This window comes from Chryseobacterium sp. Y16C (assembly GCF_022488405.1).
GTDB lineage: Bacteria > Bacteroidota > Bacteroidia > Flavobacteriales > Weeksellaceae > Chryseobacterium > Chryseobacterium geocarposphaerae.
Genome location: NZ_CP092711.1, coordinates 3,768,873 through 3,782,949 on the forward strand (window position 1 = coordinate 3,768,873; position 14,077 = coordinate 3,782,949).

Genomic DNA, 14,077 nt, shown 5'->3' on the forward strand with positions numbered 1-14,077 from the left:
ATTGAGAATTTTTTTATATTTGTTGAATTGAAATCAAGATTTGTTATGAGAAAACTATATGCTATCGTATGTTTAGCTCTTTTGTCGAATGCATACAAAGCACAAGAATCACTTCCATATTATCAACAATACCTTTTGGATGGTGATTTCCTGTTCAATCCTGCTCAGTATGGGAAAACAGATGACGTTCAACTTAATCTTAACTACCAACAGCAATTTTCAAAGTTTAATGATGGACCAAACGTACAATCAGTAGGGATCAACGCTAATATCTTTGATAGAGTGGGTGCTGGTATTTCTGTTTTTAGAGATAGCAACGGACCTATTTCTGCAGGAGGGATTACAGCTGGGGCTTCTTACTTTATTCCTCTAAGTAGTGAAGGAGACAGAAAAGATCAGTTCTCTTTTGGTACAAGTGTAAACTTTTATAATATGAATTTTGATTATACTCAGGTGAATACTGAACAGGGGTATGATCCTAATTTAATTGGAACAGAAGGTAATATCTTCATGGTATATGCTAACTTCGGTTTGGCAGCTACCTATAGAAACTTATTCGGGGGAGTGTCCGTTAATGATATTGCTTTAAGTAATGACGAATCTATCGTTAACAATTACGAGCCGTCTCCAATCAAGTTTTTCTTAAACTTAGGGTATGATTGGCATGTAGGTGATAATATGTATTTCACTCCGTCAGTATTGGTAAACTTGAACACCAACTCTACAAGATTGATGGATTACAACTTGATGGCAACTTTCTTCAATGATATCAACTCTTTCTCTTTCGGGGTAAGCTATAGAGCTGCTCAGAATAGATTTGATAATCAGCAGTTACAAATCGCTCCGGTTGTTAAAGTTAGATTTAACAAATTTATGGTAGGAGCTACTTATAACCTGGGATTGTCTGATATTCAGGATTATGGAGGAAACAGCTTTATGGTAAGTGTTGGTTATAACTTCGATAACTTCATTAACCGTAGAGGATATAGATATTAATCAATTTAATTTAAATAAATTTGAGCTCTGAATTTTTTCAGAGCTTTTTTTATGATTTATATACACATCCCGTTTTGTAAGCAAAAATGCAGCTATTGTAATTTTCACTTTTCCACTTCTTTAAACTTTAAAGATGAAATGCTGGCTGCGATGAAAAAGGAAATCTTTTTGCGAAAAGATGAGTTACAAAATAAAAACCTGCATTCCCTTTATTTTGGCGGCGGAACTCCATCTATTCTCTCTCCCGATGAAATTAAATCTTTAACAGATGAAGTTTTAAAATATTTTAGTTTTGAACAAGATATTGAAATTACACTTGAAGCCAATCCGGATGACTTAGATAAAAATTTTTTAAAAGGCTTATCAAACTCTCCTGTAAATCGTCTGTCAATTGGAACTCAAAGCTTCTTTGAAGAAGATCTAAAATTGATGAATCGTGCACATACGGCATCAGAAGCGGAAGATTCTATCAAAAGGGCACAGGATTTTGGTTTTGAAAATCTAAGTATCGATTTAATTTATGGTTCACCGACTTCCAATCTTGAAATCTGGAAAGAAAATCTGAATAAAACAATCGCTCTCGAAGTTCCTCATATTTCTTCTTATGCTCTGACTGTAGAACCTAAAACAGCTTTGGAAAACTGGATTTCGAAAGGAAAAGTTGTCAGTCCAAAAGAAGAAGAACAAAATAAAGAATTCTATTATCTATCAGACTTTTTAAAAGATAATGGTTTTGAGCACTATGAAGTTTCCAATTTTGCAAGGCCGGGATTTTATTCAAGACACAATTCCTCCTACTGGAAATATAAAGAATATCTGGGAATTGGCCCTTCTGCACATTCTTACAATGGTTTTGATGTCAGAAGCTGGAATGTTGCCAATAATCAACAGTATATTAAAAAGCTGAATTCAAATCTTCTGGCTAAAGAAGAAGAAATTCTCTCTCAGGAAGACCAGTTTAATGAGATGATTATGATTGGTTTAAGAACTGTTTGGGGAGTAGATCTTTCAAGCTTGAAAGAAAAATTCAGTGAAAATATTCTTGAACATTTTCAGAATGAAATTAAAACAAAACTGGAAGAAGGAACCTTAATTATTGATAACAACCATTTGAAAATTCCGGAAAAACATTGGTTTATGGCTGATGGAATTGCTTCGGATTTATTTATTGTTTAAATTGAGCGTGTAAAAAAGACTACAAATATAACTATGAAACTAAAATTATTTTTCCTTCTGTTTTTTATTGGAACTTTCACGTATGCCCAGAAGCCGATTTTTGTAAAAGCAAAAGTGAATGCTGTAAATGTATACCGAAGTTCAGCAGAATTACAAAGTTCCGTAAATGTATCTTTGCCAACAGGAACATCAGAAATTGTGGTGACCAATATTTCCAACGAAATAATTGAGAAATCACTTCAAATCAATTTTAACAACAAGAATATTGCAATTCTTTCTGCTCAATATACTGATGATTATGTTTCGGAATATGATATGGATAAAACAAATCCAAGAATCAAAAAAGCGACAGATAGTATCACTCTTGTAGAAAACCTTTTAGCAAAAACAAATATTGAACTGGATGCAAATAATAAAACGCTTGAACTTTTAGATAAGAACCAGACTGTTTTGGTTGGGAGCAATACTTCTAATGTTGCTCAGCTTATGCAACTGACAGATTATTATAAGAATAAAAGGGTTGAGATAAGTGAAGTCATTTCATCAATCAATAAGAAAACAGCAGATTTACAGAAGAAGTTAGGCAGATTAAGAAGTAGTCTTAAAATCAATTCGGAAATGGAAGAAAATCTTTCTGATGGGGTTTTGATTTTAAAAGTAATGAGTAGTGCAGCTTCAAATGCTAAGCTTGATATTGGTTATCTTGCAGAAAACGTCTCTTGGGAACCATTTTATGAAGTAAGAGGAAATAAAATTTCTGAGCCATTAGATTTGACCTTTAAAGCGAAGTTAAGACAAGATACAGGATTGGATTGGAAAGGGGTGAAATTATCCCTAATTAATTCCAGATCATCAAGAAATAATACTGCTCCGGTTCTTAGGCCTTGGTTTTTACAATCTCAAAAGTACGAAGATGTTATGAATTCGGGAAGAAGAGCCTATGATACAATTTCTAAAGAAACACATATTGAAGAAGTTGTTGTGGTTGGTTATAGTGCAAAAATTAGTGAAAATCAACTGAACATGAGTTTTGATACAGATGTTCCTTATGATATCCTTTCTAATGATCAGTATCATTTTATTAATCTTAAGCAGATAAAAATACCCGCTGATTATAAATATTACACTGCACCTAAAGCCGGAAATGATGCATATTTAATTGCTACTGTTAAGGATTTTAATAAATATAATTTGATTTCGGGTTCTGCCAATGTAATTTTTGAAAATATGTTTATTGGGGAAACGAGAATTAATCCTAATCAGGTAACAGATGAATTGAATATTACTCTTGGTGATGATAAAAAAATAAGCATTCGTAAAGAAGTGGTTGATGATAAAGCAAGTGTAAAATTCTTTTCTTCTTATCAGGAAAAGACCTTTACTTATGATATCATTGTTAGAAATAATAAAAAAGACGCTATTGATATTGAAATTAAAGATCAATTTCCTTTAAGTAAGGATGAATCTGTCAAAATAGAATTACTGCAAGCGGATAAAGCCGAAATAGATAAAGAAAAAGGTTTTTTAACCTGGAATCTGAAAATATCGTCCAATGAGACTAAAAAAATTAGAGTAAGCTATAAAGTAAGATACCCGAAAGATTATTCAATCAGTAATCTTAATTAATTACAATTCTATTCCTTATTTTTGTATAAAATTTCAGCTAGATTTGAAAAATAAAAAACCAGACTATTCGCATCTTTCAGCCAGCCAGCCTATCGGTATTTTCGATAGTGGTGTAGGTGGATTAACGGTAGCTAAGGAGATAAAAAGGCTTCTTCCTCATGAAGATTTAATTTACTTTGGAGATACAAAACATCTTCCTTACGGCGAAAAATCTAAAGAAGCAATTATTGAGTACTCTACAAAGATTACCAATTTTTTATTGGAACAGAACTGTAAAGCGATTGTCATTGCATGTAATACGGCAACTGCCAATGCTTTGGATGAAGTGATGCAATCTGTTGCAGGCAGGGTTCCCGTTATTGATGTTATCAACCCCGTAGCGGAAAAAGTTTCCTATGAAATCCATAATAATGTTGGAGTCATTGCGACAAAGGCAACGGTGAATTCGGGATTGTATAAAAAAAGTATCCGTAAGCATAATAAATGGATTAAGGTAGATGAACTGGCAACGCCATTATTGGTTCCTGCCATTGAAGAAGGCTTTAAAAACCATCCGATTACCCATGCTATTATTTATAATTATTTAAGTAATAGTAAGCTTAAGAATATTGAAACGTTAATTTTAGGATGTACTCACTATCCTTTATTGATTGATGAAATTAAACAATATTATGGAAACCGTGTCCGTGTGATTGATTCACCGAATATTGTAGCCAATCATTTAAAAATCATTTTAGATAAATATAATCTTCTGAATGATAACAATCCGAAACCGAATTATCATTTCTACCTTTCGGATCTAACAAAGAATTTCGAGAAAATCTCAAAAAAATTCTTCGGAAAAACCATTGACCTAGAGTTAAAAGTATTATAAATAAAAAAGCTGTTTCATTTAGAAACAGCTTTTTTATTGTGGAGTCAACGTAAAATTCATTTATTCTGTTATTTCTGTATTAACCTCTTTATTAGGCTCAAAAAAACTGAAACTCACATTTCCATATTTTCGGGTATCGATCAGATTAGGGTGGTCAAATTTCATTCTGCTTTGATGTTCTACGACCAATATTCCGTTTTCTTTTAAATATTTATTATTCAAAACTAAAGAAATCAATTCGTGGTATTTTTTCTCTTCCATTTCGAAAGGCGCATCAGAAAATACAATCTCAAAAGACTTTTTATTTCTGAATTTTTTTAGCCAGTCAAAAACATCACCTCTTTGGACATTTACCTGTAAATTGAAACCCAATTCCGAAGCAGTCGTATTGAGAAAACCCGTATGTTTCGGATTCATTTCTACAGAAGTGATATCCTGGCATCCTCTTGAAGCAAATTCAAAGGTGATAGAGCCAATTCCTGCAAATAAATCGAGTACAGAGATAGATTGCATATCATATGTATTCTCCAGAATACTAAATAATGCTTCTTTTGCAAAATCTGTAGTAGGTCTCACATCAAAGTTCTTCGGAGCTGCTATTTTCTTGGCTTTCCACTTGCCTGAAATTATTCTGTACATGCTAAAATTATTATAGGCTACGAAATTACTAAATCGTAGAAGAATAAATGGAATAATATGAATAATTATATTTTTTTAGAGAGCAAATATGTTATTTTTGTACGTTAAAAAAATTATAATAACTATGAAAAAATGTTTACTGTCATTTTTGTTTTTTACAGTTTTTAATGTAGGATTATCAGGACAAAATAAATATGAAAAAGGGTATTTTGTTGATAACAAAGGTAACAAAAATGAAGGGCTAATTAAAAATTTAGATTGGAAAAATAATCCAAACCAATTTGAATTTAAAACTTCAGAATCGTCAAATACTGAGCTTCTCAAGATTAATAATGTATCATCTTTCGGAATTGAAAATAAGGTGAAATATATAAGATACCAAACCCAAATAGATAACTCATCTAATTTTATCAACTCCTTATCTTCTTTTAAAGAACCGGAATACACTAAACAAGAAGTTTTCCTAAAACAGGTTGTGGAAGGAAATAACAATCTTTATGAATATACCTCTTCAAGTACAAAGTTATTTTTCTATCAGATAAAAGGTGGGGAACTTACACCTTTAATCTATAAGAAATACTTAATTGAGGAAAATAAAGTTGCTGAAAATAACGAGTATAAAAAACAGCTTAAAGAAGTGAAAGGTTGTAGTGATGTAGCTGGAAATGATAATATAGCAATTAGATATACTACTAAAGAATTAACCGATTTCTTTACAAAAGCAAATTCTTGTGATGGAGGAAGTGTTAATTATTACAATATAGAAACTTCACAGAAGAAAAAATTATTTCATGTTTCTGTAAAGCCGGGAGTTAATTTTTCTTCTTATTCTATTGAACATGTGATGATGCCTGACTTTTATAATGTGGATTTTGGTAATAAAACAGGATTTAGAATTGGGGCCGAGGCTGAATTCGTTTTACCTTTTAATAATAATAAAATTGCAATTGTTTTAGAGCCTAATTATCAGTATTTTAAATCTGAGAAAACTATTGATGCTAGTGCTAATAGAGGGGTAAAAGTGAAGTATTCATCTTTAGAAATACCTTTAGGGGCAAGATATTATATGTTTTTAGATAATAAATCTAAGATTTTCTTAAATGCATTCTGTGTTTTTGATGCGATTTTGGGTGGTTCAAAAGTTGAATATGATTATACATTTGCAAGTCCTTCTTTTCAGTCTTCAATGAATTTTGCCTTCGGAGCAGGTTATAAATATGCAGACAGATATAGTGTAGAATTTAGAACATATACTAAAAGAAATATGTTGGCTGGAGGAACAGGAATGACAAGCGATTATAATAACCTATCTATTATTTTAGGATATACTTTGTTTTAAAACATATAATCAGATAAAAAAAGGATGTAAATTTTTGCATCCTTTTTTTAATTTAAAATAAAATTTTTATTTGGAATATTATCGAAAACGATTTTCAGATTCTTTACAAATTTCTGTAGCTCTGAAATAAAGGTTTCATTTTCTGTGGTCTCACCATAAGCGAAAAAACTGGTTTCATTGATCCCAAAACCTATTTTACTTAATGTGAACATTACAAAATAAAGAAAATCAACTTCTGAATTGACATCCAAATTGTTGTATAAGATGATTTTTCTATCATCAATGGCAAAAAACTCACACTGATTATGATACAGATTAATGTGAATTTCCTTGCTGCTTTTATTATGAATGGAGTTTAAAAACTTTTCCCCGGAAAAATTGAAATGGACAGGTATCCCTAAGCTTTTTATTTTCTGATAAAAATTCTTCGGGAATGTATAATAAAACTGAACCTTGAATTTTTTGTTGACAGAAAGCATCAATTCTTCGTTTTCCTTATCAACAGGAGCGTTAAAAGCAATTAAGTCAAATCCTGCATCATGCTCAGAAAATCCTTCCGGCATTAAGGTAAAATGGTTCAGGGCTGAAATTACCTGAATTTCGTCAAACTTTTGTTTACCCAACACTTCATCCAGCTTTTGTGAGATGAAATTTTCCGGAGTTTCTTCGTCTACAAAATAGGACTTTTCTTCCACAACGCTTTTATTTTTAGCGATTTGGGAGATTAATCCGTCTTTGGTAAAAAGTAAATTAAGTACGTTCATATTTCAATTCCTGCAAATTTAGTGAAATTCTACCATTACTGCACCCGATTGATGATGAAGTATTTCCTTATTATAAAAATCAAGATTGGTCTGGCTTTCCAAAGTATCCCAAACGAGTTTTTGTAATGTTCCGTCTCCAATTCCGTGTACGATTTCCAGTCTTTTAAGATGGTTTTTTCTACAGAATTCAAGCGTTTCCATTAGTTTTTCCTTTTGAATGAATAATCTTTCAAAACTATCGTAATCATTCGGATTCTTAACTAAATTATGAAAATGCAGATCCAAAACCAAATGATTCCTCTGATGTTTCTTTGAAATATTTTTTTTAGGTTCAGCTTTCTTTACAACTTCTACGGCCTCGTAAAAATCTGAAACTTTTGGAACCAGTTTTTCTTTCGGATATTGATGGGTAAAACCATATTCATCCTTAAATACTATAATATTTCCATGTACGGAAGTTACTATTCCGTTTAAATCTTCATCTACCACAGAAACTTTGTCTCCAATCTTCATTTTATTATAATTTATTTCGGTCCCAATTCAATAACTTCCAAATCTTTGATTTCTGTACCGTCAATCAAAAAACGCATCATGGTTCTCATTTTATGCCAACCCTGTTTGCCGCAAGCTCCGGGATTCAGGTGAAGTAAATTATTTTTTTCATCAAACATCGCCTTCAAAATGTGAGAATGTCCGGAAATAAATAAATTCGGAGCTTTTTCTGAAATTTCTTTTTTAGCCAAAGGACTATATTTTCCGGGATATCCGCCTATATGAACCATCAGGACTTCGACATTTTCACAGAAAAAACGATTGACTTCCGGAAATTCAGAACGGATTTTTGCATTGTCAATATTTCCGTAAACCCCTTTTATAGGTTTAACCTTTTCCAGCTGTTCAATGACGTCCATACTTCCGAAATCTCCACCATGCCAGATTTCATCAGCTTGCTGAGCGTATGCCAAAATCCGGTCATCGATGTAGGAATGAGAGTCGGAGAGAAGGAGGATTTTTGTCATATAGGTAAAATAAAAGCTGAATCATATTCAGCTTTATTAATTAAATTTTTAGTCTTTAATAAATTTTATCACTTGATTATTTCCAATCCTAATAAAATATATTCCTTTCATAAGACTTTGGACGTTAATTTTATTATCTTGAGCATTTCCTTTTAATAATAATTTTCCATCCAAGCTATAAATATTAAAACTGCTATCTTGTTTTGTTAATTCTTCTGAAATATTTATCGTTGTCTTTACCGGATTTGGATAGATTTTTCCTGTAGTAGATATTTTACTTGATTCATTTGTTGCTAAAATACCTCCTGTATATCTTGCTATAGCAATGTCATTACCCGTATATCCTACTGCAATTATTTTGTCATCAGGTTGAATAGCCATGTCAAATGCTTCATTTGTTGTATTCGTACCAAACGTAGTTGTTACTTTACCACTAGATCCAAAGGAATTGTCAATTGTATAATCAGCATTCACTCTAGAAATTCCAAATGTAGAACTTGTTGTAGATGTCACGCTTGATCCTGCCATTACAATTTTTCCTGTACTGTCAACTCCCATCCCATAGGCAATATCATTAATTAGGGTACCATAATCAAAGAAAGCTTTACCTATTACTGATGTACCTGTGGCGTTATATAAACCTAAAAAATAATCATATTTAGTTGAGGTTAAGTTTCCTCCACCACTAAATAAGAAACTGTCATCAGCATTTAATAACATGGAAAAAGATTTATCATCAGCGTTAAAATTGCCGTTAACTGTTATAACACCATCGGTTGAGAATGAAGTATCTAATGACCCATTACTATTTAATCGATATGCCATATGATTAGCACTCCACTGTAATCCTTGTTGATTAATCCAACCTACAGCCGTGATTTTACCATTAGGTTTTACCACTAGATCTTCTATAACATAATAGAATGTACCTGAACCTGTATTATGTGGTAAGGCATATATTCCTGTAGTATTGAAAGTTGTATCTAAAGTTCCAGTGCTATTGTATCTCGCAATAACCGCTTGAGACTGGGTTGTCGAAGTGGCAGAGGTACCCCCTACAATAAGAGCTCCTGTCAAAGGATGTATTTTTATAACTTTTATTTCGTCGGCTTTACCAGTAATAAAATCTGTCAGAATTTTTCCTGAATTTCCAAAAGTTGTGTCAATGGTACCATTAGCGTTTAGCCTTAATATTGCTGCGTTTTTGTTACTTCCATCATCAGAATATCCAGCCAATACAATTTTACCGTCAGATTGAAGAGCTAATGAATATACTACATCATCACTGCCAGTTTGAAAATCATTTGTAAAAATACCATTAGTTCCAAAGGTATTATCAAAGGTTCCGTCAGAATTATATCTAATACAAACAAAATCTTGCCCTGTTAGTGAGTTTGTAGTCATTCCAGCGACTATAATTTTACCATCAGGTTGCAAAGCAACGGAATATGCTTTGTCAGCACCACTATTAATAGATGTAACTACTTTGCCACCTGTCCCAAATGTAGAGTCTAAATCTCCATATTGAGAAAATAAATTTAAGCTATTTAATAATAGTGCAGCGAATAAAAATTTTTTCATAAGTTGTTTAATAATTTTAGCTGACAAATTTATGATTTTTTTTTTCAAAAAGTAATGAATTAATTTCTACAATAAAAAAACTTATTTTCGCAAAAATCTTTAAAATGAAACAAAAACTTTCTTTTTTCCTTTTTCTTTTGGCGGTTGGTATTGCCAATGCACAAATAGAAGAGAAAAAACTGGATGAATTGGTCCAGAACACGCTAAAAACTTTTGATGTTCCCGGTATGTCTGTGGGAATTATTAAAGATGGTAAATTAATTTATTCAAAAGGTTTTGGAGTGCGTTCATTGAAAACAAAACAGCCGATGGATGACAATACTTTAGTGGGAATTGCCTCCAATTCAAAAGGATTTACCTGTACAGCATTAGCAATTTTAGCAGATGAAGGAAAATTGAACTGGGATGATAAAGTTTCAAAATATATTCCTGAATTTCAAATGTATGATCCGTATGTTTCCCAAAATGTTACCATTAAAGATTTAGTGACGCACAGAGCCGGATTAGGTTTAGGACAGGGAGATCTAATGTTTTTTCCGGAAGGAGGAAATTTAACCGTAAACGATATTGTTCATAATGTAAGATATTTAAAACCGGAAAATCCTTTCAGAACCACTTTGGATTATAATAATATCATGTTCATTGTTGCCGGAGAAGTGATTCACAGAATTTCAGGACTGAGCTGGGCAGAATTTATCGAGCAGAGAATTATGAAACCTGTAGGAATGACCTCAAGTTTCGGAAGTTACAACAGAGCAAAAGCAGTGGCGAATAAAATCGATGCCCATGCTCCTGTAGACGGAAAGGCTATTGCTGTTCCTCATGATTGGAATGAAACAGCGAATGCTGCAGGAGGAATTATGAGTAATATTAAAGATATGACACTTTGGGCCGAATGTCTTTTAAATAATTTTACCACAAAAGACGGGAGGAAATTGGTTTCAGGTAAAAATGTTCAACAGCTTTGGAGTTTACAGATTCCAAGCGGAGTGGCAGCAAAAAATCCATACGATACAAGCTTTTACGGGTATGGAATGGGTTGGTTTTTAAGTGATGTTAAAGGTCACAAACAAATTCAGCATACTGGAGGATTGATCGGAACGGTAACTCAGTTTACATTAATTCCTGATATGAAACTGGGGATTGTAGTGTTGACCAATCAACAATCGGGAGCAGCTTTCAATACCATTACCAATACCGTTAAAGATTCCTATTTGGGAATTGCAGACAGAAACTGGCTGAAAACTTATGGTGATCGAATGAAAAAAATGGAAGAAGGCTTTGAAAAGCAAAAGAAGGAAGCCTTTGCGAAATCAGAAGCTTTCAGAAAAGATAAAAACTTACAGCCGAAATCAGAACAATTTGTCGGAACTTATAACGACAGATGGTTCGGTGACGTAGAAGTTTCTCAGCAGGGAAATACGTACAGAATTCTGTGTAAAAACTCTCCAAGACTGAAAGGAGAATTGTTACCTTATTCAAATAATTCTTTCATCATCAAATGGGATGACAGAAGCTATGATGCAGATGCTTACATTATTTTTGATTACGATGAAACAGGAAAGGCTGAATCCGCCAGATTAAAACCGATTTCGGATGTTACCGATTTCAGTTTCGATTTTGATGATTTAGATCTGAAAAGAAAATAAAACAAAAGCTCCAACAATTGTTGGAGCTTTTTTTTATATAATAAAAAATTCTTTGTTCTAAATTTTTCCTGGCTCATAAAAAAATAAAAGCTTTTTGTTAGCTCCGTCAAAATCGGTCCAGGAATCGCAATCTATTTCAAAGCCGGCTACGCCACAAGTCGGAAAATGAAAAATATCTTCGGAAATAGAATTGGCAAAATTTGAAATACCATTATTATGAGAGAAAAAAGCGACTGAATTGTGCTTGTCATCTAAATCGTAAATCACCGACTCAAAATTTCTTTCCGAAGGATTATACAATTTCTCATCGGTATCAAAATTAAGATTATAGGTCTGATTGAAAATCTTACACGTATTTAATGCTCTTACAGCGGGGCTGGAAACCAGATAGTCTATAGATATATTATTGGCTTTTAAAAACCTCGACATATTCATGGCATCTTCCAATCCTTTATCTGCCAAAGGTCTGTCAAAATCTTCGGTTTCCTCCGGCCAGTCGCTTTTCGCATGTCTAACGAGTATGATTTTCTTCATAATTTAAGTAGTTTGGAAGAATAAAATTATAAAAAAAATAATGGAATAAAACATGATTCATAAAAAAAACTGTGTGTAGAATAAAATCATTAAAATTTACTAAATTTGCAGACTTATGGGACAAATCCTTGCAATAGACTATGGAAAGGCCCGTTGTGGTATTGCTGCAACGGATGATATGCAGATTATTGCGAGTGGTTTGGATACGGTTCAGACTCCTGTTTTGATTGAGTTTTTAAAAAAATATTTTAACGAAAACAGAGTGGATGAAGTGGTAATCGGACTTCCTGTAGATTTGAAAGGAAATATTTCTGAAGTGGAAACAGATATTTTACAATTCATAGAAATTTTTAAAAAAGAATTTCCCATGATAAAAGTAAACCGCTTCGATGAAAGATTTACATCCAAAATGGCTTCGTTTTTTATTTCCCAAAGCGGGAAAAGTAAAAAGCAAAGACAGGAAAAAGGATTAATAGATAAAGTAAGTGCGACCATCATATTGCAGAATTTTTTAGAACAAAGAACAAGATGATTTTACCGATAAGAGCCTTTGGGGACCCTGTTTTGAGAAAAGTAGGTAAGGATATAGATAAAGATTATCCCGAATTACAAGAGTTGATAGATAACATGTTCGAAACCATGTACAGTGCTAACGGAATTGGTTTGGCTGCACCACAGATCGGACTGGATATTCGTTTGTTTGTAATTGACGTTACTCCTTTGGCAGAAGATGAAGACTATGAGGATATTAAGGATGAATTGGCAGAATTTAAAAAGGTTTTTATCAATGCCAGAATTCTTGAAGAATCCGGTGAAGAATGGAAGTTTAATGAAGGATGTCTTTCCATTCCTGATGTGAGAGAAGATGTGAAAAGAAAAAGTACGATTCTTATCGAATATTATGATGAAAATTTCGTTAAGCATACAGAAACTTTTTCCGATATTAGAGCCCGCGTAATTCAGCATGAATATGATCATATAGAAGGAACGCTGTTTACAGATCATTTAAGTGCTTTAAAAAAGAAATTGGTAAAGGGAAAACTTACTAAAATTACACAAGGCGATGTCAGTATCAACTATAAAATGAGATTCCCAAAATAAGTTTGAAATAAAAAAATAAAAATATTAAACGGCAGGAAGCCTTTAGCCGACTGCTATATTCACAAAAAATAAAATTATGCTGTTAGAAAAAATAATTTCAATTTCCGGAAAACCAGGACTTTTCAAGTTAGTTTCTCAATTAAGAAACGGATTTATTATTGAAGATGTTACAACTAAGAAAAAAGTAAGCATCGGTAATTCTAGCCAGGTAAGTTTGCTAGATAATATCGCAATGTTTACATTTGATAAAGAAGTTCCTTTGTTCGAAGTTTTTGAAAATATTGCTAAAAACTACGATTACAAAGAAGCTATTCATCATAAATCTTCTGATGCTGATTTGAAAGAATTCATGACGGCTTCTCTTCCGAACTACGATACGGAAAGAGTATATGCTTCTGATATCAAGAAATTGGCTCAATGGTATAATATTCTTCAGAAAGCAGGATATATCACTCCGGAAAGCTTTGTAAAAGCAGAATCTGAAACTTTAGAAGGTGAGCCTGCAGAAGAAGTAAGCGTAGAAAAAGAAGCTCCTAAAAAAGCAGCTCCAAAAGCAGAAAAGCCGGCAACTCCAAAAGTAAAAGCGACTTCTGCCGCTAAAGCAGCTCCAAAAAGCACGCACAGAAAGCAAGGATAATTTTGTCTTTGAATCTAAAATACAGACCTCGCCCGAAATGGCGAGGTTTTTTTGTTTATATTGTTATAACGGTTAGTTGTGTCATTCTGACGAAGGAAGAATCTATTATGTTGGAAAGAGATTCTTCATTTCGCGTCGCTGC

At 32.7% G+C, this 14,077-nt stretch carries 15 protein-coding genes; 9 read left to right on the plus strand and 6 right to left on the minus strand.

What is annotated here, in order from left to right:
- Positions 1-45: 45 nt before the first annotated feature.
- From MKS83_RS17060 to murI, 4 genes are read left to right on the plus strand one after another with little or no spacing between them, the layout of a single operon-like run.
- Positions 46-996 (plus strand): PorP/SprF family type IX secretion system membrane protein, encoded by a 951-nt coding sequence (locus MKS83_RS17060; RefSeq protein ID WP_100378287.1) that lies wholly within the window; start codon positions 46-48, stop codon positions 994-996.
- A gap of 51 nt (positions 997-1,047) precedes the next feature.
- Entirely contained in the window at positions 1,048-2,172 is a 1,125-nt protein-coding gene (gene hemW, locus MKS83_RS17065; protein ID WP_240580600.1) for a radical SAM family heme chaperone HemW, read from the plus strand.
- 33 nt (positions 2,173-2,205) lie between these two features.
- The gene (locus MKS83_RS17070) at positions 2,206-3,798 is read left to right on the plus strand and encodes a DUF4139 domain-containing protein (RefSeq protein ID WP_240580601.1); all 1,593 of its coding nucleotides are present in this window, start codon (positions 2,206-2,208) and stop codon (positions 3,796-3,798) included.
- A gap of 43 nt (positions 3,799-3,841) precedes the next feature.
- Positions 3,842-4,672 (plus strand): glutamate racemase, encoded by an 831-nt coding sequence (murI, locus tag MKS83_RS17075; RefSeq protein WP_240580602.1) that lies wholly within the window; start codon positions 3,842-3,844, stop codon positions 4,670-4,672.
- 60 nt (positions 4,673-4,732) lie between these two features.
- Here the strand turns inward: murI and MKS83_RS17080 are convergent, their stop codons facing one another.
- The gene (locus MKS83_RS17080; RefSeq protein ID WP_240580603.1) at positions 4,733-5,311 is read right to left on the minus strand and encodes an RsmD family RNA methyltransferase; all 579 of its coding nucleotides are present in this window, start codon (positions 5,309-5,311) and stop codon (positions 4,733-4,735) included.
- Between the two features lie 124 nt (positions 5,312-5,435).
- Here MKS83_RS17080 and MKS83_RS17085 point away from each other — a divergent pair, with 124 nt between their 5' ends.
- Positions 5,436-6,650 carry an outer membrane beta-barrel protein gene (locus MKS83_RS17085; protein WP_240580604.1) on the plus strand — a complete coding sequence of 405 codons (1,215 nt, stop codon included), beginning with the start codon at positions 5,436-5,438 and terminating at the stop codon, positions 6,648-6,650.
- Between the two features lie 47 nt (positions 6,651-6,697).
- Here MKS83_RS17085 and MKS83_RS17090 read toward each other — a convergent pair whose 3' ends face one another.
- Genes MKS83_RS17090 through MKS83_RS17105 form a run of 4 tightly spaced genes read right to left on the minus strand, consistent with a single transcriptional unit; the run spans position 6,698 to position 10,062 of the window.
- A complete protein-coding gene (locus MKS83_RS17090; protein WP_240580605.1) occupies positions 6,698-7,414 on the minus strand; it encodes a DUF3822 family protein in 717 nt (238 codons plus the stop codon).
- 18 nt (positions 7,415-7,432) lie between these two features.
- Positions 7,433-7,927, minus strand: a complete 495-nt coding sequence (locus MKS83_RS17095; protein WP_240580606.1) for a Smr/MutS family protein — start codon at positions 7,925-7,927, stop codon at positions 7,433-7,435.
- Between the two features lie 11 nt (positions 7,928-7,938).
- The gene (locus tag MKS83_RS17100) at positions 7,939-8,433 is read right to left on the minus strand and encodes a metallophosphoesterase family protein (protein ID WP_240580607.1); all 495 of its coding nucleotides are present in this window, start codon (positions 8,431-8,433) and stop codon (positions 7,939-7,941) included.
- Between the two features lie 48 nt (positions 8,434-8,481).
- Positions 8,482-10,062 carry a T9SS type A sorting domain-containing protein gene (locus tag MKS83_RS17105; RefSeq protein WP_240580608.1) on the minus strand — a complete coding sequence of 527 codons (1,581 nt, stop codon included), beginning with the start codon at positions 10,060-10,062 and terminating at the stop codon, positions 8,482-8,484.
- Between the two features lie 56 nt (positions 10,063-10,118).
- On the opposite strand from MKS83_RS17105, the gene MKS83_RS17110 reads away from it, so the two are divergent.
- On the plus strand, positions 10,119-11,663 hold the full coding sequence (locus MKS83_RS17110; protein WP_240580609.1) for a serine hydrolase: 1,545 nt from the start codon (positions 10,119-10,121) through the stop codon (positions 11,661-11,663).
- Positions 11,664-11,720: 57 nt separating this feature from the next.
- On the opposite strand, the gene MKS83_RS17115 is transcribed toward MKS83_RS17110, so the two are convergent.
- Positions 11,721-12,197, minus strand: coding sequence for a SixA phosphatase family protein (locus MKS83_RS17115; protein WP_240580610.1), 477 nt, complete (start codon positions 12,195-12,197; stop codon positions 11,721-11,723).
- Between the two features lie 115 nt (positions 12,198-12,312).
- On the opposite strand from MKS83_RS17115, the gene ruvX reads away from it, so the two are divergent.
- The 3 genes from ruvX to MKS83_RS17130 all read left to right on the plus strand — a co-directional run bounded on the left by ruvX (position 12,313) and on the right by MKS83_RS17130 (position 13,935).
- Positions 12,313-12,729, plus strand: a complete 417-nt coding sequence (ruvX, locus tag MKS83_RS17120; protein WP_100378297.1) for a Holliday junction resolvase RuvX — start codon at positions 12,313-12,315, stop codon at positions 12,727-12,729.
- On the plus strand, positions 12,726-13,298 hold the full coding sequence (gene def / locus MKS83_RS17125; protein ID WP_240580611.1) for a peptide deformylase: 573 nt from the start codon (positions 12,726-12,728) through the stop codon (positions 13,296-13,298). The genes ruvX and def overlap by 4 nt, the downstream gene beginning before the upstream one ends.
- 76 nt (positions 13,299-13,374) lie before the next feature.
- The gene (locus MKS83_RS17130) at positions 13,375-13,935 is read left to right on the plus strand and encodes a DUF5606 domain-containing protein (protein WP_240580612.1); all 561 of its coding nucleotides are present in this window, start codon (positions 13,375-13,377) and stop codon (positions 13,933-13,935) included.
- Positions 13,936-14,077: the final 142 nt, after the last annotated feature.